Consider the following 20,864-nt stretch of genomic DNA (forward strand, 5'->3'; position numbering starts at 1 on the left):
ACGAGGAGGAACCGCAGGCCTTGAGCGCCGGCCCATGACTCAGACACCCACAGCTCACACCCCCGCGCAGCGGCAGGCGAGTGCACGGTTCACCGTCCCCGCCCAGCACCCCATGGTGACCGTCCTGGGGTCCGGCGACTCCCTGCTGCGCGTGATCGAGAAGGCTTTCCCGGCGGCCGACATCCACGTCCGGGGCAACGAGATCAGCGCGACCGGCGACGTTGCGGACGTCGCCCTCATTCAGCGCGTGTTCGACGAGATGATGCTGGTGCTCCGCACCGGGCAGCCGATGACGGAGGACGCAGTGGAACGCTCGATCGCCATGCTCAAGGCGAGCGAGAACGGGGAGAGCGACGGCCCGGAGACCCCGGCCGAGGTGCTCACGCAGAACATCCTGTCCTCGCGAGGCCGCACCATCCGCCCCAAGACGCTCAACCAGAAGCGGTACGTCGACGCCATCGACAAGCACACCATCGTCTTCGGCATCGGCCCCGCCGGCACCGGCAAGACCTACCTGGCCATGGCCAAGGCCGTCCAGGCCCTCCAGTCCAAGCAGGTCAACCGCATCATCCTGACCCGCCCCGCGGTCGAGGCCGGCGAGCGCCTGGGCTTCCTGCCCGGCACCCTCTACGAGAAGATCGACCCCTACCTGCGCCCGCTCTACGACGCCCTGCACGACATGATCGACCCGGACTCGATCCCCCGGCTGATGGCGGCCGGCACGATCGAGGTGGCGCCGCTGGCGTACATGCGCGGCCGCGCACAGCCGACCTTCACCAAGGTTCTGACCCCGGATGGCTGGCGCCCCATCGGCGACCTCCAGGTGGGTGACCTGGTCGTCGGCTCCGACGGCGAGCCCACTCCGGTCCTTGGCGTCTATCCGCAGGGTGAGAAGGACATCTACCGAGTCAGTGCCCAGGACGGCTCCTGGACGTTGTGCTGCGGCGAACACCTGTGGACGGTCCGCACGGCGGCCGACAAGCGCCGCGACAAGCCCTGGCGCGTCCTGGAGACGCAGGAGATGATCGGCAACCTGCGCGCGGCACACGCACGCCGGTACGAGCTGCCGCTCCTCACGGCACCGGTCCAGCTTCCCGAACGTGACGTTCCCATGGACCCGTACGCCCTGGGGCTGCTGCTGGGTGACGGCTGCCTGACCGGATCCACCACCCCGTCGTTCGCCACGGAAGACCCTGAGCTGACGCAGGCTCTCGAAGCGGCGATCCCCGGTATCAGCGCCCGCCACCGGGGCGGACCTGACTACGTCCTCAACCGGATCAAGTCGCCGGGTGACGTGGTCACCCTGGAGAACCCGGTCACGCGGCTCCTCCGCGAGCTGGAGCTCCTGCGCACCCGCTCCCACACCAAGTACGTGCCGGACGACTATCTCGAGAACTCCGCCGAAGTGCGACTGGCCGTGCTCCAGGGCCTGCTCGACTCCGACGGAGGACCGGTCACTCAGACGGACCGCACCTGCCGCATCCAGTACACGACGACCTCGGTTCTCCTGCGCGACGACGTGATCGCGCTGGTGAGGTCACTGGGCGGGGTCGCGTACACCCGCCGCAGGGACGCCGAGGGCCGTGAGCCCGGTCTCGCGAAGGGCCGGGAGATCGCCTACCGGCACGACGCCCACGTCATCGACATCCGTCTCCCCGAGGGCATCGAGCCCTTCCGCCTCGCCCGTAAGCGCGACAAGTACCACGCGGCGGGAGGCGGCGGACGCCCGATGCGATTCATCGACAGCATCGAGCCCGCGGGCCGGGAGGAGGCCGTCTGCATCCAGGTCGCGGCCGAGGACTCGCTGTACGTCACGCAGGACTACCTGCTGACGCACAACACCCTCAACGACGCCTTCATCATCCTGGACGAGGCCCAGAACACCAGCCCCGAGCAGATGAAGATGTTCCTCACCCGCCTCGGCTTCGACTCGAAGATCGTGATCACGGGTGACGTGACCCAGGTCGACCTGCCGGGCGGTACCAAGTCCGGGCTGCGCCAGGTCCAGGACATCCTGGACGGGGTGGACGACGTCCACTTCTCCCGGCTCTCCTCCCAGGACGTCGTCCGGCACAAGCTGGTGGGCCGTATCGTCGACGCCTACGAGAAGTACGACAGCGACCACGGCACCGAGAACGGCGCGCACAAGCCGCGCGCCAAGTCCTCCGGCGCCAAGGGCACCCAGGGGAAGTAGACCAGCACGACCATGTCGATCGACGTCAACAACGAGTCCGGAACCGAGGTCGACGAGCAGGCGATCCTCGACATCGCCCGCTACGCGCTCGCGCGGATGCGCATCCACCCGCTCTCCGAGCTCTCGGTGATCGTCGTGGACGCCGACGCCATGGAGCAGCTCCACATCCAGTGGATGGACCTCCCCGGCCCCACCGATGTCATGTCCTTCCCGATGGACGAGCTGCGTCCGCCGTCCAAGGACGACGACGAGCCGCCGCAGGGCCTGCTCGGCGACATCGTGCTCTGCCCCGAGGTCGCCGAGAAGCAGGGCAAGGAGGCCGAGACGCGGCACACCATGGACGAGGAGCTGCAACTGCTCACCGTCCACGGTGTGCTGCACCTGCTCGGCTACGACCACGAGGAACCGGACGAGAAGGCCGAGATGTTCGGCCTCCAGGCGGCCATCGTGGACGGCTGGCGCGCGGAGAAGGGCCTCACCGGCCCGTCCCCGGCCCCGACCGTCTCATGAGCCTGCCGCTCATCGCCGGCGCCGTCGCCCTGATCGTCGTCGCCTGGCTCGCCGCGAGCGCGGAGGCCGGGCTCGCCCGCGTCTCCAGCTTCCGCGCCGAGGAGGCCGTACGGTCCGGGCGGCGCGGCAGCGCCAAGCTCGCCAAGGTCGCCGCCGACCCCACCCGCTACCTCAACGTGGCGCTGCTGGTCCGCGTCGCCTGCGAGATGGCCGCCGCCGCGCTCGTCACCTACGGCTGCCTCAACGAGTTCAGCAACACCACCGAGGCCCTGCTGATCGCCATCGCCGTGATGGTGCTGGTGTCGTACGTCGCCGTCGGCGTCTCGCCGCGCACCATCGGCCGCCAGCACCCGCTGAACACGGCCACCGCGGCGGCGTACGTCCTGGTCCCGCTGGCCAGGATCATGGGCCCGATCCCGCCCCTGCTCATCCTCATCGGCAACGCCCTCACCCCCGGCAAGGGCTTCCGCCGGGGCCCCTTCGCCTCCGAGGCGGAGCTGCGCGCGCTGGTCGACCTCGCCGAGAAGGAGTCCCTGATCGAGGCCGAGGAGCGCCGCATGGTGCACTCCGTCTTCGAACTGGGCGACACCCTCGTACGGGAGGTCATGGTCCCGCGCACCGACCTCGTCGTCATCGAGCGCTACAAGACCATCCGCCAGGCCCTCACCCTCGCCCTGCGCTCCGGTTTCTCCCGCATACCGGTCACCGGCGACAGCGAGGACGACATCGTCGGCATCGTGTACCTGAAGGACCTGGCCCGCAAGACGCACATCAGCCGGGACGCCGAGAGCGAGCTGGTGTCGACGGCGATGCGCCCCGCGTACTTCGTGCCCGACACCAAGAACGCCGGCGACCTGCTGCGCGACATGCAGAAGGACCGCAACCACGTCGCCGTCGTCATCGACGAGTACGGCGGCACCGCGGGCATCGTCACCATCGAGGACATCCTGGAGGAGATCGTCGGCGAGATCACCGACGAGTACGACCGCGAACTCCCGCCGGTCCAGGACCTCGGCGAGGACCGCTACCGGGTCACCGCCCGCCTCGACATCGGCGACCTGGGCGAGCTGTACGGCCTGGAGGCGTTCGACGACGAGGACGTGGAGACCGTCGGCGGCCTGCTCGCCAAGGCGCTGGGCCGGGTGCCGATCGCCGGGGCGTCGGCCCCGGTCGACCTGCCCGACGGCCGGACCCTGCGCCTGACGGCGGAGGCCGCCGCGGGCCGCCGCAACAAGATCGTGACGGTACTGGCGGAGCCGGAATGAACCCACGGGACCTGCGCGCGTTCTGCCTCTCCTTCGACGCGGCCGTGGAGGACTTCCCCTTCGGCCCCGAGTTCTCCGTCTTCAAGGTGCTGGGCAAGATGTTCGCCCTGACGGCCCTGGACGCGCGCCCGCTCACCGTCAACCTCAAGTGCGACCCGGACGACGCGGTCCGTCTGCGCCGCGAGCACCCGGATCTGATCGTCCCGGGCTGGCACATGAACAAGCGGCACTGGAACACGGTCACGGCCGACGGCGACCTCCCGGACCGCCTGGTCCGGGAGCTGGTCGAGGACTCCTACGACCTGGTCGTCGCCGGCCTGCCACGCGCCGACCGCCTCCGCCTCGACCGCCTCTGAGCCCGCACACCGTCCCTCCGGAAGGACTGGTCATGACGCTCGGCATGGTGCTCGGCGACTCCCGCTCCCGCGCTTCGACGCGGGAGCGGTAGCCCGGCCCGCCCCGACCCACCCGCCCGTGCCGCGCACGGGCCGGTTCCCCCTGCTCCCCGTCGAAGTGCTCTTCGTGCCCCCGCACGTCCACTCACGAGGAGTACATGGTGAACACCATCCACTGGACCGAGACGAACACCTCCCGCTCCGCCCGCTGGCACTCCGAGAGCGCCGCACCGCCTCCGGTCCGCGTCATCGGCGCCGACGACCGCATGAACGCCGCCACGGCCCACCGGCTGGCCTGCGAAGGCACCGCCCTGCTGTGGCGGGGCGACTTCCCCGGCGCACGGCAACTGCTGCGGGCGATGGGCCGCCGCGTCGACCGGAAACCTCCCCGGCCGGGCGAGAACCCCGCCGACTCCTTCCACCAGTACCGCAGGGCCCGCGGCCACCGCGCCCGCGTGCTGGGCAGGCTCCTCGTCCTGCTGGAGGACGACCACCGCCTGGACCTGCGCCGGGCCCCCGACGTGCGCCGGGCCTGCGCCGAGGCGTACGGCCCGCCGTCCGGGCCGATGGCCGTCTCCCTCACCGAACTGCTCGGCGTCATCGGAGCCCACCAGTGGCGCGCGAAGGGCGTGGAGGTACCGGCCCTCGGCGCCCGCGTCCATCCGCACTACGGCGTCTTCTCCCCGGTCAGGGGCGAGTACGTCGACCTCGTCGCCCAGGCACCCCTGCCCGCACCGGCACCGGGCCGCCGTACCGCGTTCGACCTCGGTACGGGGACGGGAGTGCTCGCCGCCGTCCTGGCCCGCCGGGGCATCGACCGGGTCGTCGCCACCGACAGCGGCCCGCGCGCCCTGGCCTGCGCGCGCGACAACGTCCGCCGGCTGGGCCTGACCGGGCGCGTCGACGTCGTGGGTCCCGCCCTGTTCCCCGACGGACGCGCCGACCTCGTCGTCTGCAACCCGCCCTGGCTCCCGGCCCGGCCCACCTCCGCCCTGGAGCAGGGCGTCTACGACCCGGGCGGCGGCATGCTCCGCGATGTCCTGGACGGCCTCGCCGACCGTCTCGCACCGGGCGGCGAGGGCTGGCTGATCCTGTCGGACCTCGCCGAGCGCCTCGGGCTCCGTACCCGCGGCGAACTCCTGACGCGCATCGAGGCGGCGGGCCTGCGCGTGCTGGACCGGACCGACATCCGGCCGCGGCACCCACGGGCGAGGGACACCGCCGATCCCCTCCACGCGGCCAGAGCCGGAGAGGTCACCTCCCTCTGGCGTCTCACCGGCGACGGACGCTTTCGTATGCTCACCCCATGACCGACAGCAGCGCGCTCGCCCCCCTCGCCCCCGAGGACCAGAAGATCGTCACCCTGGCCCGTTCCGCCCGGGCCCGCAACCAGGTGCCCGAGGGCGCCGCTGTGCGCGACGAGACCGGCCGTACGTACGTCGCCGGCACCGTCGCCCTGGACTCCCTGAACCTCAGCGCGCTGCGCACGGCGGTGGCGATGGCGGTGGCCTCCGGCGCGACCTCGCTGGAGGCGGCGGCCGTGGTGACCGGCGCCGGCGGTGTCTCCGACGAGGACCGGGCGGCCGTACGGGACCTGGGCGGGCCCGGGACGCCGGTGCTGGTGGCCGGACCCGACGGCGAGGTCCGGGAGACGCTCACCGCCGGCTGACCCCCCTGACCCGAAGGCGCCGGGCCCCGGACGCCCGCGTTCCGCGCGGGTGCCGGGGCACTGGTGCGGCGGGGCCCTGTGGATCAGGGACAATGGGCGCCATGAGCGTTCGCAGTCAGTCATCCGAGCCGTCGGAAACGTCCGAGGCCGCACACCGGGCGGGCTTCGCCTGTTTCGTGGGCCGCCCCAACGCGGGCAAGTCCACCCTCACGAACGCTCTGGTCGGGCAGAAGGTGGCGATCACCTCCAACCGCCCGCAGACGACCCGGCACACCGTGCGGGGCATCGTGCACCGGCCGGACGCCCAGCTGATCCTGGTCGACACCCCGGGCCTGCACAAGCCGCGCACCCTCCTCGGCGAGCGGCTCAACGACGTGGTGCGCACCACCTGGGCCGAGGTCGACGTGATCGGCTTCTGTCTGCCCGCCAACGAGAAACTCGGCCCCGGCGACCGCTTCATCGCCAAGGAACTCGCCGCGATCAAGAAGACCCCGAAGGTCGCCGTCGTCACCAAGACCGACCTGGTGGACGGCAAGACCCTCGCCGAGCAGCTCATCGCCGTCGACCAGCTCGGCCAGGAGCTGGGGATCACCTGGGCCGAGATCGTCCCGGTGTCCGCCACCGGCGACAAGCAGGTCGACCTGCTCGCCGACCTCCTCGTCCCGCTCCTGCCCGAGGGCCCCGCGCTCTACCCCGAGGGCGACCTCACCGACGAGCCCGAGCAGGTCATGGTCGCCGAGCTGATCCGGGAGGCCGCGCTGGAGGGCGTACGCGACGAGCTGCCGCACTCCATCGCCGTCGTCGTGGAGGAGATGCTGCCCCGCGAGGACCGCCCCGCCGACAAGCCGCTCCTCGACATCCACGCCAACGTGTTCATCGAGCGCCCCAGCCAGAAGGGCATCATCATCGGCCCCAAGGGCAAGCGCCTCAAGGACGTCGGCATCAAGTCCCGCAAGCAGATCGAGGCGCTGCTCGGCACCCCCGTCTTCCTCGACCTGCACGTGAAGGTGGCCAAGGACTGGCAGCGCGACCCCAAGCAGCTGCGCCGGCTGGGCTTCTGACTCACGCCTGGGCTCTCAGCACGTCCCGGAACCAGCCGTACGACGCCTTCGGTGTGCGCCGCTGCGTGGCGAAGTCCACGTGGACCAGCCCGAACCGCCGGGTGTACCCCTCCGCCCACTCGAAGTTGTCCAGCAGCGACCACACGAAGTAGCCGCGTACGTCCACCCCGGCCGCCAGCGCCTCGTGCAGGGCGCGCAGGTGGCCGTCCAGGTAGGCGATGCGGGCCTGGTCGTCGAGGCCGTCGTAGGCGCAGCCGTTCTCGGTGATCAGGACCGGCGGGAGCCGGTCGCCGTAGCGGGCGCGGAAGCCGGTGAGCAGTTCCGTCAGGGCCTCGGGGACGACGGGCCAGCCGGAGTCGGTCACCGGGCGGCCCTCGATCCGGCGGACGGAGAAGGGGAGTTCGGCGCCGAACTGACGCTCTCCGGCGGGGGCGCCCACCCGGGTCGGCGCGTAGTAGTTCACGCCGTAGAAGTCGAGGGGCTCGGCGATCACCGCCAGGTCGGCCGCCACGTCCCCCGGCATCAGCCCGCCGATGCCGTCCGGGTAGCGGCCGAGGAGCAGCGGGTCGGCGAACATCCGGTTGAGCAGGACGTCGTAGAAGCCGGCGGCCTCCCGGTCTGTGGGGTCGTCGGAGGCCGGCCAGGTCGGGCCGTGCGAGTTGGCGATGCCGATGCCGGTGGCGCCCGCCGCGCGCAGCGCCCGTACCGCCAGGCCGTGCGCGAGAAGCTGGTGGTGGGCCACCGGCAGCGCGTCGAACAGCAGCCGCTCGCCCGGCGCGTGCACGCCCAGGGCGTGACCGAGCAGGGTGTGCTCGGCGGGCTCGTTGAGGGTGATCCACGTGCTCACCCGGTCGCCGAGCCGGTCGGCGACCCGCGCCGCGTACGCCGCGAACCGGGCCGCCGTGTCCCGCTCGCGCCAGTCGAGGCCGAGCGGCAGGTCCCAGTGGAAGAGGGTCGGCACCGGGCGGACGCCCGCCGCGCACAGCTCGTCCGTCAGCCGGTCGTAGAAGTCCAGCCCGCCGGGGGAATCGACCCGCGGCCAGGACACCGAGAAGCGGTACGCGCCCACGCCCAGGCCGGCCAGGAGCGCCACGTCCTCGCGGTAACGGCGGCAGTGGTCGCAGGCCACCGCCGCCGTCGAGCCGTCGCTCACCCGGCCGGGCCGGTCCGTGAAGGCGTCCCACACGGACCGCTCGCGCGTCCCGGCGGACCCCTCGATCTGGTGGGCCGAGGTCGACACTCCCCACAGGAAGCCGGCCGGGAACCTGGGCACCGGGTTCGTCGTCACCATGCGCGGATCATCCGCACGGCCCGCGACTCACGTCAACCGCTACGAACCCTCTTTCAACACCCGCCGGACCAGCTCCCGTTGGGCCTCCGTCAGCCGGGGCTCCGCGGCGTGGACCGTCCGGCCGTCCACGGTGATCCGGTAGCCGAACCCGTCCGGGACCCCGGCGGGCGGGGTGGTCCGGGCGCCCTCGACCGCCCGCGCGGCCAGCGCGTGCCACTCCCGCGCGTCCGGGCGCCCCCGGGTGTCCACCTCCGCGTGGCGTTCGACGCCCGCGAAGCCTCCTGTGCGCGTCACCTGAATCCGCATGGTCCGTGTCTAGTACGCCGGCGCCCGGTACGGAACTACCCGGCCCGTGTCCCGGCCTGTGCCCCCGCCTGGACCCCGACCCGTTCCCATGCCTTGCCCACCGCGTCCAGTTCCTCCGCGTCGCCGTAGCGTTCGCGGGCCGCCGCCAGGGTCAGCCCGGCGAACTCCTCGAACGTCGCGTCCTGGCCCAGCTCGCCGCCGGTCAGCACGTCGTACCAGACCTGCCCGGCCCGCTCCCACGCCTTGCCGCCGAGCGCCGTGGCGAAGAGGTAGAAGGCGTGGTTGGGGATGCCGGAGTTGATGTGCACGCCGCCGTTGTCCGAGCCGGTGTTGATGTAGCCGTCCATCGTCGCGGGCTGCGGGTCCTTGCCGAGGACGTCGTCGTCGTAGGCCGTGCCCGGCGCCTTCATCGAGCGCAGCGCCACCCCGGTGACGCGCGGGGCGAGCAGGCCGGCGCCGATCAGCCAGTCCGCCTGGTCGGCGGTCTGCCCGAGCGAGTACTGCTTGATGAGGGAGCCGAACACGTCCGACACCGACTCGTTGAGGGCGCCGCTCTGGCCGAAGTAGGTCAGGTTGGCCGTGTACTGGGTGACGCCGTGGACCAGTTCGTGGCCGATGACGTCGAGGGGGATGGTGAAGTCGAGGAAGATCTCGCCGTCGCCGTCGCCGAACACCATCTGCTCGCCGTTCCAGAAGGCGTTGCCGTACTCGCGGTCGTAGTGCACGGTCGCGTCCAGCGGCAGGCCGTTGCCGTCGATGGAGTCGCGGCCGTACGCCTTCAGCAGCACCTCGAAGGTGGCGCCGAGGCCCGCGTAGGCGCGGTTGACGGTGGCGTCCTTGCCGGGGTCGTCGCCCTCGCCGCGCACCTTGGTGCCGGGCAGGTCGGTGCCGTTGCGGGCGTCGTAGATCGTGCGGTGCGGGGTGCCGGCCTCGGCGGTGGCGGGCGCGGCCGTCGCGCGGGCGCCGACCACCGTGGTCAGGCGGCGCTGGGTGCGCTCGTAGGCGTCGCGCTGGAGGGTGCGGCGGGCGGGTCCGGCGAGCACGGGGTCGTCGGCCTGGGCGAGCTTGTCCAGGACGTGCGGTGGGACGATGGTGCAGAAGACGGGCTCGAAGCCCCCGTTGGTGTTCATGCTCAAAACCATCGCACTGCGTAGCGCACCTGTCACTAGCCGCAACCATGATTGGTGAAATGGGCCGTCGCCGGGCGACCGTGGCGCCCCTGAAGTGGTATGCGGCACTTTTTGTCCCGGTTCTCCCACGGGTCCCGCATACTGATACGGACCCGCGTATCCGGCACGGCTGGGCTAGGCTGCACAGCACCATGCGTTTCGGGCTGCTTCTCCTTAGCTGCCGCGGCGAGGGCCTGTAGTCGAGGCCGACTCCCTCCCCGCGGAGCTTCTGCGTTGCCGTCGGCCGTCCTTCCGGACTCGCGGACACCGCGGAAAAATCGAGGAGCCCACGCCATCATGGCCAATCGCCAGCAGCCCAGTTCCATGCCGATCCAGAAGTACCGCGGCTACGAGCAGGTCGACATCGCCGACCGCACCTGGCCGAACCAGCGGATCACCACCGCCCCCCGCTGGCTCTCCACCGACCTGCGCGACGGCAACCAGGCCCTGATCGACCCCATGTCGCCCGCCCGCAAGCGCGCGATGTTCGACCTGCTGGTCAAGATGGGCTACAAGGAGATCGAGGTCGGCTTCCCGGCCTCCGGCCAGACCGACTACGACTTCGTCCGCTCCATCATCGAGGACCCGGACGCCATCCCCGACGACGTCACCATCTCCGTACTGACCCAGGCCCGCGAGGACCTGATCGAGCGGACCGTGGAGTCGCTCAGGGGCGCCAAGCGGGCCACCGTCCACCTGTACAACGCCACCGCGCCGGTCTTCCGCCGGGTCGTCTTCCGCGGCTCCAGGGACGACATCAAGCAGATCGCCGTCGACGGCACGCGGCTGGTCATGGAGTACGCGGAGAAGCTGCTGGGCCCGGAGACGGTCTTCGGCTACCAGTACAGCCCGGAGATCTTCACCGACACCGAGCTGGACTTCGCCCTGGAGGTCTGCGAGGCGGTGATGGACGTCTACCAGCCCGGCCCGGACCGCGAGATCATCCTCAACCTGCCCGCGACCGTGGAGCGTTCGACGCCGTCCACGCACGCGGACCGCTTCGAGTGGATGCACCGCAACCTGTCCCGCCGCGAGCACGTGGTGCTCTCCGTCCACCCGCACAACGACCGCGGTACGGCGGTGGCGGCGGCCGAGCTGGCCCTGATGGCCGGCGCCGACCGGGTCGAGGGCTGCCTGTTCGGCCAGGGCGAGCGCACCGGCAACGTCGACCTGGTCACCCTGGGCATGAACCTGTTCTCCCAGGGCGTCGACCCGCAGATCGACTTCTCCGACATCGACGAGATCCGTCGTACGTGGGAGTACTGCAACCAGATGGAGGTCCACCCGCGCCACCCGTACGTGGGCGACCTGGTCTACACGTCCTTCTCCGGCTCCCACCAGGACGCCATCAAGAAGGGCTTCGACGCGATGGAGGCCGACGCGGCGGCTCGCGGGGTCACGGTCGACGACCTCGAATGGGCCGTGCCCTACCTGCCCATCGACCCCAAGGACGTCGGCCGGTCCTACGAGGCGGTCATCCGGGTCAACTCGCAGTCCGGCAAGGGCGGGATCGCCTACGTCCTGAAGAACGACCACAAGCTGGACCTGCCGCGCCGGATGCAGATCGAGTTCTCGAAGATCATCCAGGCGAAGACGGACGCCGAGGGCGGCGAGATCACCCCGGCGGCGATCTGGGAGGTCTTCCAGGACGAGTACCTGCCCAACCCGGACAACGCCTGGGGGCGCATCCAGGTCCGCACCGGCCAGACGACCACCGACCGGGACGGCGTGGACACCCTCACCGTGGAGGCCACGGTCGACGGCGACGACACCGTGCTGACCGGCTCGGGCAACGGTCCGATCTCGGCCTTCTTCGATGCCCTCCAGGCCGTCGGCATCGACGTACGCCTGCTGGACTACCAGGAGCACACGATGAGCGAGGGCGCCTCCGCGCAGGCCGCCTCGTACATCGAGTGCGCCATCGACGGCAAGGTCCTGTGGGGGATCGGAATCGACGCGAACACGACGCGCGCCTCGCTGAAGGCGGTCGTCTCCGCCGTCAACCGGGCGGCCCGCTGACCAGCCGAACCAGTGGTCCGCCGCCCCGTCTCCCCGCCGCGCGGGAGGCGGGGCGGCGTCGGGTACCGGCCATCTACGTGTGCAGGTCACGGAAAGGTCTCGTACGGGGTACTGACTCCGCGTCGGCGATGTGGCTAACATCACGCCAGTACGGCGATGTTGCCGTGCGGTTACGGAGGTGCGACGTGCTGCCTGGACGGGGACGGAACGGCCGAGCTGCCCGGCCGCCGCGCATCCTGGGGACCCGCACCGCGTGGACGGCCGTCGGCGACGGCGAGTTCTTCTGCCCCGCCTGCGGAGGGGACCGCAACTACCGGCGCCTCACCGGCCGCCGCCGGCTCGCCCTGCTCGGGATGCCCGTGCTGCCCCGCGGGGACACCGGCCCGGTCGTCGAGTGCGCGGCCTGCCGGCGCCACTTCGGCACCGACGTCCTCGACCACCCCACCACCACCCGCTTCTCCGCGATGCTCCGCGACGCCGTGCACACCGTCGCCCTCGCGGTGCTGGCCGCGGGCGGCACCTGCTCCCGTACGGCGCTGGCGGCGGCGGTCGGGGCGGTGCGCGCGGCGGGCTTCGAGGACTGCACCGAGGAGCGGCTGGAGGCGCTGGTCGAGGCGCTCGCGGCGGACACCGGGCGGATCCGGGGCGGACCCTGCGGGCCCGGCCTCGCCATAGAGCTGCACGAGGCGCTGGACCCGCTGGCCCCGCACCTCGCCGCCGGCGGCCGTGAGTCGGTTCTCCTCCAGGGCGCCCGCATCGCCCTCGCCGACGGCCCCTACACCCCCGCCGAACGCGACACCCTCGCCACCGTGGGCGCGGCCCTGACCATCTGCGCGGACGACGTGACCCGCCTGCTGGCGGCGGCGGCGCGGACGCCTTCCTGACCTCACCCCTCCCGGAAGCCGCGGCTCACTCCTGCGGGACCAGGTCGAGCCGCATCACCCGCCGGTGCATCCCCGGGCCGAAGTAGTCGCGCCGCAGGCCCTTGTCGGGGGGTTCGGGGCGGAAGTCCAGGGAGCGGTAGAGGCGGATCGCGGCGCGGTTGGAGGGTTCCACGGTGAGGCGGACCCGTTCGACGCCGGCGCCGCGCAGCCGTACCAGGATCTCCCGCATCAGCTCCCGCCCCAGCCCGTGCCGCCGCCGGTCCTGGGTCACGCACAGGCCCAGGATCCAGCTGTCCCGGTCCAGCGCCGTCGTGCCGGCCAGGACGTAGCCCCGCAGCCGGCCCCGGCCGTCGTCCAGGACCAGGAAGTGCTCGGCGTACATGTCGTACAGCTGGCGCAGCAGGAAACCGGGGTAGGCGACCTCTTGGAAGACCTCCTCGTCCAGCCGCCGCAATTCGGGCAGGTCGGTCTCCCGCGCCGTCCGCAGCACCAGCGTCCCCGAGCCCGGTGCGGCCCGTGGGTCCGGTACGCGGACGGGCGCCCTGAGCTGCCCGTGGCGATTGAGGAAACGTTCCAGCGGTTCGGCGGTCATGCCACCCCCCGGTCGGGATATTGCGGACGGAAGTCAACTCGGCGGCTGCGCGATTCACCCCTTGAGGGAATGCGGACCCGTGTGGCGGCCCGTGTCGGCTTCTGGCTAGAGTGTGCTGTCAACTGCCGCTGTGCAAGGGCGAGTTAGGGTGTGCGACGGTGCGCCCGACATGCGCCCGGCCGAAGAGGACTGGCGTATTCCGAGCTGGCCGCGCCCTAATGGGTGGCCTACCGTGCGGAAAAAGATGTGCCGTTTTCGTCTGTCGATGTCCCGGGGAGATCACGCGCACGGCACATGGTCGGTCGTAAGACGAATGGAAAGCGGCAGGGTGACTATGGATCGAAACGCCGACGCGCCTTGGTCGAAGTTCGATCCGGAGGCATATGTCGACGTCAATTATCGCACTCCACTCGACGTCGATCTGCTGATCCTGCGGGCGATGCGCGACCATTTCAGCCGCTGTTTCGGGGGAAACGTCCCGCAATCGGTACAGGGCGTCGACGTCGGCGCCGGTGCGAACATGTATCCGGCGCTGGCCATGCTTCCGTGGTGCGAGAAGATCGTATTGCTCGAATACGCGCAGCCGAACGTGGAGTATCTGGAACGGCAGACCACCGGGGGCGGTCTCGACGCGACGTGGAGCGCGTTCTGGGACGTACTCCTGGAAAATCCGGCCTACCGCGGTGTCGACCCGGCCGGCCGGGTCGCCGAGATCGTCCGCGTCGAGCGCGCGAACCTCTTCGACCTGGGCGGCCGGCAGCGCTACGACCTGGGGACGATGTTCTTCGTCGCCGACTCGATGTCCGAGTGCCCGCAGGAGTTCCGGCGGGGCGTGCGGTGTTTCATGAACACCTTGTCGCCGGGCGCTCCGTTCGCCGCCGCGTTCATGAAGGAATCGGTCGGCTACCAGGTCGGGGACCAGTACTTCCCGGCCTATCGGGTGAACGAGGAGAGGGTCAGGGAGAGCCTCGCCCGGTTCGCCGCGGAACTGGAGATCCACGATCTCCACCAGGTGGTGCGAAAGGGGCACGAGGGAATGCTGCTGGTGCTCGGCCGACGCAATTCCGTGGTGGCCGTTCCCTAGAACCACGGGAACGGGGACCATGGCTGCACAACAGGACAAGGCAATGAGATCTGTGCGAGGGGTGCGGGGATGCAGATCAAGCCACGCCAGCATCTGCTGGACGTCTGGCGGGCGGTGGCCCGTTACTCGTTCGACAACGGGAAATACCTCATGGGGGACACCGGCGGACTGAGCAGCGTCGCGGACGCGGAACGCCTGCTCTGCCTGCTGTACCCGGCCACCGAGGTCCCCGCCTTCCGGCTGGACCAGCCGGACACCACCGACCGGGACGTCCTGCGCGTCCTGGAGGACGTCGGCGGCCGGCTGGAGATCCCCGCCAACCTGATCACCGCCCTGACCCAGTACATGCGGACCCACACCGGACCGGACGACAGCCCCGCCTTCTCCGGCGGCCACTACTTCAAACCGGCCGAACCCGGAGTCGAACTCACCCACCAGCAGGCCCAGTTGGGCGTGGTCGACTCCTACTCCATGTCCGTCACCCTCTGCCTGGCCACCCTCGGGTTCCTCAAGGTCTACGAGGCCACCACCACCCGGCCCGAGATCCACGCCGCCATCGGCGAGCTGAGAGAGGCCACCAACACCCGGCTCACCGCCGCGATGATCAGTCTGCTGCGCTCCTTCACGGTGAACGTCTTCGACTCCGAGTCCGAGCAGGGCAAGCGGCTGATCGAGGTCATCGGCCAGAACAGACAGTCCGACCGGGTCGTGCTCCAGCAGTTCGCCCGCCGGCTGCGCCCGCTGCGCGCCACGATCATCGAGAGCCTCACCCGTGGCATCCAGGTCGACGAGTCCATCCGCGACGAGAGCCAGCTCTTCGAGTGCGGCTGGGCCTGGGGCGTGGTGCGGGGCGCCCCGGAGGTCACCGGCCTCGACCTCCCGGTCCCCGGCCAGCCCGAGGGCATCGCCGACCGGCTGCCCTACGTGTACTTCACCGTCGTGGCCCTGGACGGCATCCAGGATCTCTTCTCCCACCGCACCCTCACCCTGGGCCTGCTCGACGAGGACCAGCAGAAGCTCGCCGAGATGCTGCGGCTGCGCTGGGAGCTGAGCCAGCAGTACTGGTCGGCGATCGCCCGCTTCGGCGCCGACCGGTGGCCCCTGGAGGACCTGCCCTGGCAGACCACCGGCCTGCGCCTGGAGTCCGAGTACTTCTCCCTGACCGTCGCGGCCATCCTCGTGCACGACCTGGTCCGCCGGAACGCCACCGACGACGACCTCACCCGCACCGTCACCATCATGGAGCGCCTCGCCGACCGCGGCCGGGTCAACAGCCGGATGACCAAGGACGACCCCACGATCCGGCTCCACCACCCGGGCGTCACCATGCCGCTCGCCGGGTCCGAGCGCTCCGGCGGGCTCCTGCTGTGGCGGATGACGGACTACGCGGCCCAGCTCCTCAAGCGCACCGTCCAGCTCGCCATCCTCTCCCAGAACATCAACTCCCAGGACCGCCTGCTGCGCCTGGCCGAGCAGACCTTCGAGCACCTGTGGCACCGGCGGATCAGGTCCGACGAGGGCGCCGACCTCTGGGACGACGTACGCGCCGTCTACCCGGACGCCCGCGGCGTCGACCGGCGGCTGTCCTGGAGCGTCACCGAACGCGTCACCGAGTGCCTGGTCGCCGCCCGCAACCTGTACGAACAGCAGCCCATCCCCAGCGACGACCTGGCCCAGCTCGCCCGCGAACTGCTCAGCGAGGCCACCCACCTGTTCGGCAAGGAACAGCTCCAGTCCGCCGCCGGCGTCGGCGGCAACCGGGGCCGCGCGATGCGCAGCGTCGAGAGCCGCCTCGACCGGGCCCGCGCCCTGGTCGACACCCAGCCCGGCACCGCCTTCGCCCTGGTCCTGCCGGTGCTCCAGGAACTCGACACCCTGGCCCAGGCCAGGGACGCCGGCGTGAAGGAGGGGTGAGCCGGTGCTCGTCTTCGCCGCCTCCGACAAGGGAGGCACCGGGCGCTCGGTGACCAGCGCCAACCTGGCCTACCAGCGCGCCCTGAACGGGGACCACGTCGCCTACGTGGACTTCGACTTCGGCTCGCCCACCGCCGCCGCGGTCTTCGACGTGCCCAGCGCCCTGCGCGGCACCGAGGCGCGGGGACTCCACTCCTACCTGGAGGGCGGCACCCCGGAGCCCGCCATGATCGACGTATGGCGGCAGACCGAGCACCCGCACCTGCACGCCTGGCCCAACCAGTCAGGGCGCCTGGTGCTGTTCCCCGGCGACCTCGGCGGCGGCGAGTTCGCCACCGACGACGACGCCCTGGAGCGCTGCGTCGACCTGCTGCTGCGGCTGAACGGCGAGTTCGACGTGATCATGGTCGACCTCAGCGCCGGCCGCAGCTACGCCGTCGACATGGCGCTGGCCGCCACCGCCCACCCCCGGATGCGCAACGTCCCCTTCCGCTGGCTGGTCTTCCACCGCTGGACCCGGCAGCACGTGATCGCCGCCTCCGGCCTGGTCCACCGCGAGCACGGCATCATCAAGGGCGGCGTCGAACGCGGCCACGACGAGAACGCGCTGCGGGCCGCCATCCGGTTCGTGCGGGCCGCCGTGCCCGACCCGGAGTCGGCCGTCTGGTCGCAGGGCTCGCCCGCGCAGGCCGCCTGGATGCAGTCCTGCGACGAGGCGCTGCGCCGGCTCGCCGCCGAGCACGCCATCGGTGACAGCGTCGTCCTCGGCGTCGTACCGCTGGAGCCCATCCTGCAGTGGCGCGAGCAGCTCATCACCGAGGAGGACGTCCTCGCCACGCAGATAGCCAACAAGGAGACGCTGGAGGCGCTGGAGGAGATCGCCCGGCGGCTGACGGACGACACGTACTGGGGGCTGCCGTGACCGAGCACGCCGCGGAGTCCCGGCGCACGTCCGAGTCCGTGTTCCGGGAGACCGCCGCCGACCCGCGGACCCAGGCGGTCGCGCTGTCCCACCTCTCGCTGGAGCTGGGACACCTGTACATGGAGGACTTCGAGGCCGGACCCGGGCGGCTGCGGGACCACTTCGCCCGGGTGGCCCCCTGGGCCGGGGCCGCCCGCGCCGCCGCCGCGGCCACCGACGGCAGACGCGCCCGGATCAGCACCTGCTTCCTGATCGACGACTACTTCGCCCGGTTCTCCAGCCCCGCCGAGATCGTCCCGCTCATCGTCGACGAGGCCGCGCGGGCCGGGCTGACCGTCGACTACCTGGCCCGCGAGTCCGGCTGCGCCGTCACCGGCAAGGTGCCGGTCGCCGAGGCGGTGGCCGGGCGCATCGTCGAGTCCCCGCCGCCCGGCAGCTACGGACTGCGCCCGCCCGCCGCGCAGACCGGCTGGCTGGCCAACGGCGAGCGCAGCCCGGTCGCCCGCGCTCCCCAGGCGATGAAGCGGGCCGCCCCCTGGGAGCCGCCCAAGGAGACCGCGGCCCGCCGCCACTCCGTCTTCCTGGACGTCGAGCTGTGGAGCGACGACGCCGACGGCCACCGCCTGTGGTCCTGCCCCTTCCTCGCCGCCGTCTGGCAGCTCGCCCGCCTCGGCCTGCTGCGCGACGAGGGCGAGGCCGTCTTCGTCCCCCAGCGGCCGCCCGACGCCGGCTTCCCCGACGACTGGGACGAACTGCCCTCCCTGATCCGGCTCAACCCGCGCGCCGACCCCTTCGCCGCCTACCGGACCGCCTCCGTCCTGCCCAGCCGGTTCCTGCCCGTCGAGCACGCCGTCCGCGTCATCCTCGACCAGCTCGACGTGGACCACGGCGCCCTGCGCCAGGTCGCCGAACGCTCCGCCCGCGAGCACGCCGCCGTCCCCGACTCGGTCGCCGACCGCGTCTCCTACGTCTTCTACCCGGGACCCTGACATGGCGCGGCCCGAGGCGAGCGCACCGGACGCCGTCCTCGCCTGCGGCGAGGTCCGCACCCGCCTGCTCCCCACCCGGCAGGCGCTCGACATCCGCGCCGCCGCCCAGTTCCTCGCCCTGCGCGCCGACGAACGCGTGCTCGTCTCCGAACGGCCGGGCCTCTACGCGCGTTCCCCCGAGACCCTCACCGGCGTCGACTGCCCGCTGCCCAGCGCCAACGGCTCCCGCGTCCGCGCCGTCGGCACGGTCGCGGCGCGGGCCGCGCTCACCGAGGGCCGCGTCCTGCAGACCTCCGCCTGGTTCCGGCTGCCGCCCGCCGGACCCGACCGGCGCCGGCCCTGGGGCCAGTACCTGGTGCGGCCCGGCACGGTCGAGCCGTTCGGCAGGGCCCGGCCCGAGGCCGTCGCCGAGGGCGTCCTGGCCGGCGGGCGCCACGGCGACCTCGACGTCGGGCTGATCGCCGACGGCCTGCTCACCCGGCTGCTGCGCCACACCCTGCTCGACCAGCGCCCGCCCCTGCGGTCCCGGCCCACCCGGCTGCGCTGGGCGGCCCTGCCCGCCGCCCCGGGCCAGGGCCCCGCGCTGGAGCGGTTCACCCTGGCCGAGGACGAGCTGCGCACCGTACGCCTCAGGGTGCCCCCGGGCACCCCGCCCGACCGGATCGCCGGGCTCTGCGACGACCTCGCCCTGCACGACTGGCTGCTGACCACCGTGGTCCACCTGCTCGACGGCGTACGGCTCGGCGCTCCGGAGCCGTCCGGCCGGCCCGCCGTCGTCCTGGCGCTGCGCCCCGCCGTCGACCACCTGCTGCACCTGTGGATGCCACGGGCCCGGGTGGCACCCGAACTGGCCCCGCTGTGGGAGACGCTCGAAGAACGGCCGGGCTTCACCCGGCAGTGGCAGGCGCTCGTGCAGCGCATCCGCGACCAGCTCACCCTGCACGCGGTCCCCGCGCTGTACCGGGAGGTGGAGCCCGCCCCCTGACCGCCCGCCGACCAGCCGCCCAGCCGCCCAGCCGCCCAGCCGCCTCCAGCACATCACCGCACCTCGATCCGAGCCCATCCCGACGGGGGGAGAAGCGAGATGAGCACGGCACAGTCACCTCGATCCGAGGAGTCCGGACCGCCGTCCGGACCCCTGACCGCCCGGATACGGGCCCTCGGCCGCCGGCGTCCCGGCGCGGACCTGTGGCCCCGCCGGCTGGCGGCCGGCCTGGTCGTCGGCGCCCTCGCCTGGGGCGTCGCCGCGCTGCTCGGCCCCGAGGTCGCGGTGGCGCGGCAGGTCACGGCCGCGCTGCTGTGCGGCGCCGCCGCGGTCGCCGTCCAGCACGTCCTCGGCCTGGACCGGCGGGTACGGGACCAGGAGCGGCGTACCCGCGGCGCGCTGGCCGAGACCGCCGCCGCGCTGCAGGAGGGGCTGCGGCGCCGCGACGACGAACTGGGCGCCGCCCTCGCCCGGGCCACCGAGGACCTGCGGCACCTGGTCGACACCCGGCTGCCCCCGGCCGACCCGGAGGAGGACGCCGCCCACGAGCTCCAGGTCCGTACCGACGCCGACGGCGTGCCCGACCTGGCCCGCAGCTTCGCCGAGGTGCTCGCACCCGGCCCGGCGATCCTCGGCACGTTCGTCCGCATGGAGATGAAACGGGTGGTCTCCCACCTGTCGGACCTCACCAACCTGACCGCTCAGTGCCCCGGCGAGAACCACGACTGGATGCTCACCCTCACCCGCGCCGCCCAGCACTCCATCTGCGCCATCAGCACCTCCGTCGACCGCGAGTTCTGGAACAGCGAGCCCGCCAGCCGTTACCTCCAGGCGCAGAAGGAGGTCATCGAGGAGCGCGGCGTCCCGGTGAGCCGCCTCTTCCTGCTGCAGAGCGCCCGCGAACTCGACGACCGGCTGCTGCGCCTGTGCGACGAGCAGGAACTGCTGCGCATCGAGGTCCGCGTCGCCGTCCTGCCCGAACTCCCGCCGCACCTCCAGCGCGGCACCACCGACGACTTCATCGTCTACGACGAGGAGGTCACCTTCGAGATCGAGCAGGACCTGCGCGAGGTCAACGTCCGCACCCGGCTCAACGCCCGCCAGGACCACGTGCAGGACCGGATGAAACGGTTCCGGGAGCTGTGGGAGGCGGGCATGAACCTCCGCGAGCTGGAGGTGCGGGTCGACGACGAGGAGGACGGCACCTGGATGGTCGACCGGGGCTGACCGGGGTGAACGGGCGGCGGCTCAGCGGCAGTACGTGTCGCCGTCCGGCCGCTCGCCGGTCGCCAGGGCGCACCGCTGCCGGGGTCGAGGTCCGCCGCCCCGGGGCACGCGGCCCAGACGAGCGGGCGGCGGCGGGGGTGGCGGCGGCGGACGTCACCGGCACGGTCGGGCCCAGCAGGACGGCGGAGGCGCCCACGAGGGCGGCGGCGCGCCGGACCCGTGGGGCGGCCGTGGTCCGCCTCGACCGGATGGTCCGCGACAGGTGTGTGGTCTGCGTCATACGGGCAGAGTCGCCGAGACGGGCCGCGGTCCCCGTCCGGGCAGCACCCCGGTTCTCCTGGGGGCAAACCCCCGCAGCCGCACCCGATCGGGTCCGGCGCTCGAACAC

The 20,864-nt window shown here is 72.0% G+C and carries 19 protein-coding genes; 15 read left to right on the forward strand and 4 right to left on the reverse strand.

The window, feature by feature from the left end:
• Positions 1-34: 34 nt before the first annotated feature.
• The 7 genes from J7I94_RS22015 to era all read left to right on the forward strand — a co-directional run bounded on the left by J7I94_RS22015 (position 35) and on the right by era (position 7,094).
• Positions 35-2,194: a PhoH family protein gene (locus J7I94_RS22015; protein WP_215169122.1), complete on the forward strand. Its 2,160-nt coding sequence runs from the start codon at positions 35-37 to the stop codon at positions 2,192-2,194.
• A 12-nt stretch (positions 2,195-2,206) separates the two neighbouring features.
• Positions 2,207-2,704, forward strand: coding sequence for an rRNA maturation RNase YbeY (gene ybeY, locus J7I94_RS22020; RefSeq protein ID WP_215169129.1), 498 nt, complete (start codon positions 2,207-2,209; stop codon positions 2,702-2,704).
• Positions 2,701-3,969 (forward strand): hemolysin family protein, encoded by a 1,269-nt coding sequence (locus tag J7I94_RS22025; RefSeq protein WP_215169131.1) that lies wholly within the window; start codon positions 2,701-2,703, stop codon positions 3,967-3,969. The genes ybeY and J7I94_RS22025 overlap by 4 nt, the downstream gene beginning before the upstream one ends.
• Entirely contained in the window at positions 3,966-4,325 is a 360-nt protein-coding gene (locus J7I94_RS22030) for an MmcQ/YjbR family DNA-binding protein (RefSeq protein WP_215169133.1), read from the forward strand. Before J7I94_RS22025 ends, J7I94_RS22030 begins: the two co-directional genes overlap by 4 nt.
• 197 nt (positions 4,326-4,522) lie before the next feature.
• Positions 4,523-5,674, forward strand: coding sequence for a class I SAM-dependent methyltransferase (locus J7I94_RS22035; protein WP_215169135.1), 1,152 nt, complete (start codon positions 4,523-4,525; stop codon positions 5,672-5,674).
• Positions 5,671-6,033 (forward strand): cytidine deaminase, encoded by a 363-nt coding sequence (locus J7I94_RS22040; RefSeq protein WP_215169137.1) that lies wholly within the window; start codon positions 5,671-5,673, stop codon positions 6,031-6,033. The genes J7I94_RS22035 and J7I94_RS22040 overlap by 4 nt, the downstream gene beginning before the upstream one ends.
• A gap of 101 nt (positions 6,034-6,134) precedes the next feature.
• Positions 6,135-7,094, forward strand: a complete 960-nt coding sequence (era, locus tag J7I94_RS22045; protein ID WP_215169139.1) for a GTPase Era — start codon at positions 6,135-6,137, stop codon at positions 7,092-7,094.
• Position 7,095: 1 nt separating this feature from the next.
• On the opposite strand, the gene J7I94_RS22050 is transcribed toward era, so the two are convergent.
• The 3 genes from J7I94_RS22050 to J7I94_RS22060 are packed head-to-tail and all read right to left on the reverse strand — an operon-like array spanning position 7,096 to position 9,821.
• Positions 7,096-8,385 (reverse strand): GH1 family beta-glucosidase, encoded by a 1,290-nt coding sequence (locus tag J7I94_RS22050; RefSeq protein WP_215169141.1) that lies wholly within the window; start codon positions 8,383-8,385, stop codon positions 7,096-7,098.
• Between the two features lie 39 nt (positions 8,386-8,424).
• Positions 8,425-8,691, reverse strand: coding sequence for a protealysin inhibitor emfourin (locus J7I94_RS22055; protein ID WP_215169143.1), 267 nt, complete (start codon positions 8,689-8,691; stop codon positions 8,425-8,427).
• A gap of 35 nt (positions 8,692-8,726) precedes the next feature.
• The gene (locus tag J7I94_RS22060) at positions 8,727-9,821 is read right to left on the reverse strand and encodes a M4 family metallopeptidase (RefSeq protein WP_215169145.1); all 1,095 of its coding nucleotides are present in this window, start codon (positions 9,819-9,821) and stop codon (positions 8,727-8,729) included.
• Between the two features lie 336 nt (positions 9,822-10,157).
• Between J7I94_RS22060 and leuA the strand changes: the two genes are divergently transcribed.
• Both leuA and J7I94_RS22070 read left to right on the forward strand, forming a co-directional pair.
• Positions 10,158-11,879: a 2-isopropylmalate synthase gene (gene leuA, locus J7I94_RS22065; RefSeq protein ID WP_215169147.1), complete on the forward strand. Its 1,722-nt coding sequence runs from the start codon at positions 10,158-10,160 to the stop codon at positions 11,877-11,879.
• Positions 11,880-12,064: 185 nt separating this feature from the next.
• Complete coding sequence (locus tag J7I94_RS22070) at positions 12,065-12,763, forward strand: TerB family tellurite resistance protein (protein ID WP_215169149.1); 699 nt, start codon at positions 12,065-12,067, stop codon at positions 12,761-12,763.
• A gap of 25 nt (positions 12,764-12,788) precedes the next feature.
• On the opposite strand, the gene J7I94_RS22075 is transcribed toward J7I94_RS22070, so the two are convergent.
• On the reverse strand, positions 12,789-13,355 hold the full coding sequence (locus J7I94_RS22075) for a GNAT family N-acetyltransferase (protein ID WP_215169151.1): 567 nt from the start codon (positions 13,353-13,355) through the stop codon (positions 12,789-12,791).
• A 334-nt stretch (positions 13,356-13,689) separates the two neighbouring features.
• On the opposite strand from J7I94_RS22075, the gene J7I94_RS22080 reads away from it, so the two are divergent.
• From J7I94_RS22080 to J7I94_RS22105, 6 genes are all read left to right on the forward strand, one after another.
• Positions 13,690-14,439, forward strand: a complete 750-nt coding sequence (locus tag J7I94_RS22080) for an SCO2525 family SAM-dependent methyltransferase (protein ID WP_251075520.1) — start codon at positions 13,690-13,692, stop codon at positions 14,437-14,439.
• A 69-nt stretch (positions 14,440-14,508) separates the two neighbouring features.
• Positions 14,509-16,353, forward strand: coding sequence for an SCO2524 family protein (locus J7I94_RS22085; RefSeq protein WP_215169155.1), 1,845 nt, complete (start codon positions 14,509-14,511; stop codon positions 16,351-16,353).
• Positions 16,354-16,357: 4 nt separating this feature from the next.
• Positions 16,358-17,275 carry an SCO2523 family variant P-loop protein gene (locus tag J7I94_RS22090; protein WP_215169157.1) on the forward strand — a complete coding sequence of 306 codons (918 nt, stop codon included), beginning with the start codon at positions 16,358-16,360 and terminating at the stop codon, positions 17,273-17,275.
• Complete coding sequence (locus tag J7I94_RS22095) at positions 17,272-18,264, forward strand: SCO2522 family protein (protein WP_308114659.1); 993 nt, start codon at positions 17,272-17,274, stop codon at positions 18,262-18,264. The genes J7I94_RS22090 and J7I94_RS22095 overlap by 4 nt, the downstream gene beginning before the upstream one ends.
• 1 nt (position 18,265) lies before the next feature.
• A complete protein-coding gene (locus J7I94_RS22100) occupies positions 18,266-19,249 on the forward strand; it encodes an SCO2521 family protein (RefSeq protein WP_215169159.1) in 984 nt (327 codons plus the stop codon).
• A gap of 99 nt (positions 19,250-19,348) precedes the next feature.
• Positions 19,349-20,476 (forward strand): hypothetical protein, encoded by a 1,128-nt coding sequence (locus tag J7I94_RS22105; protein ID WP_215169161.1) that lies wholly within the window; start codon positions 19,349-19,351, stop codon positions 20,474-20,476.
• Positions 20,477-20,864: the final 388 nt, after the last annotated feature.

Origin of the sequence: Streptomyces sp. ISL-12 (assembly GCF_018614415.1) — a bacterium.
Classification (GTDB): domain Bacteria; phylum Actinomycetota; class Actinomycetes; order Streptomycetales; family Streptomycetaceae; genus Streptomyces.

Excerpts from the sequence above, each read along its gene's own strand:
- J7I94_RS22015 (WP_215169122.1), top strand. The coding sequence starts at position 35 with ATGACTCAGACACCCACAGCTCACACCCCCGCGCAGCGGCAGGCGAGT.
- ybeY (WP_215169129.1), top strand. The coding sequence starts at position 2,207 with ATGTCGATCGACGTCAACAACGAGTCCGGAACCGAGGTCGACGAGCAG.
- J7I94_RS22025 (WP_215169131.1), top strand. The coding sequence starts at position 2,701 with ATGAGCCTGCCGCTCATCGCCGGCGCCGTCGCCCTGATCGTCGTCGCC.
- J7I94_RS22030 (WP_215169133.1), top strand. The coding sequence starts at position 3,966 with ATGAACCCACGGGACCTGCGCGCGTTCTGCCTCTCCTTCGACGCGGCC.
- J7I94_RS22035 (WP_215169135.1), top strand. The coding sequence starts at position 4,523 with ATGGTGAACACCATCCACTGGACCGAGACGAACACCTCCCGCTCCGCC.
- J7I94_RS22040 (WP_215169137.1), top strand. The coding sequence starts at position 5,671 with ATGACCGACAGCAGCGCGCTCGCCCCCCTCGCCCCCGAGGACCAGAAG.
- era (WP_215169139.1), top strand. The coding sequence starts at position 6,135 with ATGAGCGTTCGCAGTCAGTCATCCGAGCCGTCGGAAACGTCCGAGGCC.
- J7I94_RS22050 (WP_215169141.1), bottom strand. The coding sequence starts at position 8,385 with ATGGTGACGACGAACCCGGTGCCCAGGTTCCCGGCCGGCTTCCTGTGG.
- J7I94_RS22055 (WP_215169143.1), bottom strand. The coding sequence starts at position 8,691 with ATGCGGATTCAGGTGACGCGCACAGGAGGCTTCGCGGGCGTCGAACGC.
- J7I94_RS22060 (WP_215169145.1), bottom strand. The coding sequence starts at position 9,821 with ATGAACACCAACGGGGGCTTCGAGCCCGTCTTCTGCACCATCGTCCCA.
- leuA (WP_215169147.1), top strand. The coding sequence starts at position 10,158 with ATGGCCAATCGCCAGCAGCCCAGTTCCATGCCGATCCAGAAGTACCGC.
- J7I94_RS22075 (WP_215169151.1), bottom strand. The coding sequence starts at position 13,355 with ATGACCGCCGAACCGCTGGAACGTTTCCTCAATCGCCACGGGCAGCTC.
- J7I94_RS22080 (WP_251075520.1), top strand. The coding sequence starts at position 13,690 with ATGGATCGAAACGCCGACGCGCCTTGGTCGAAGTTCGATCCGGAGGCA.
- J7I94_RS22085 (WP_215169155.1), top strand. The coding sequence starts at position 14,509 with ATGCAGATCAAGCCACGCCAGCATCTGCTGGACGTCTGGCGGGCGGTG.
- J7I94_RS22100 (WP_215169159.1), top strand. The coding sequence starts at position 18,266 with ATGGCGCGGCCCGAGGCGAGCGCACCGGACGCCGTCCTCGCCTGCGGC.
- J7I94_RS22105 (WP_215169161.1), top strand. The coding sequence starts at position 19,349 with ATGAGCACGGCACAGTCACCTCGATCCGAGGAGTCCGGACCGCCGTCC.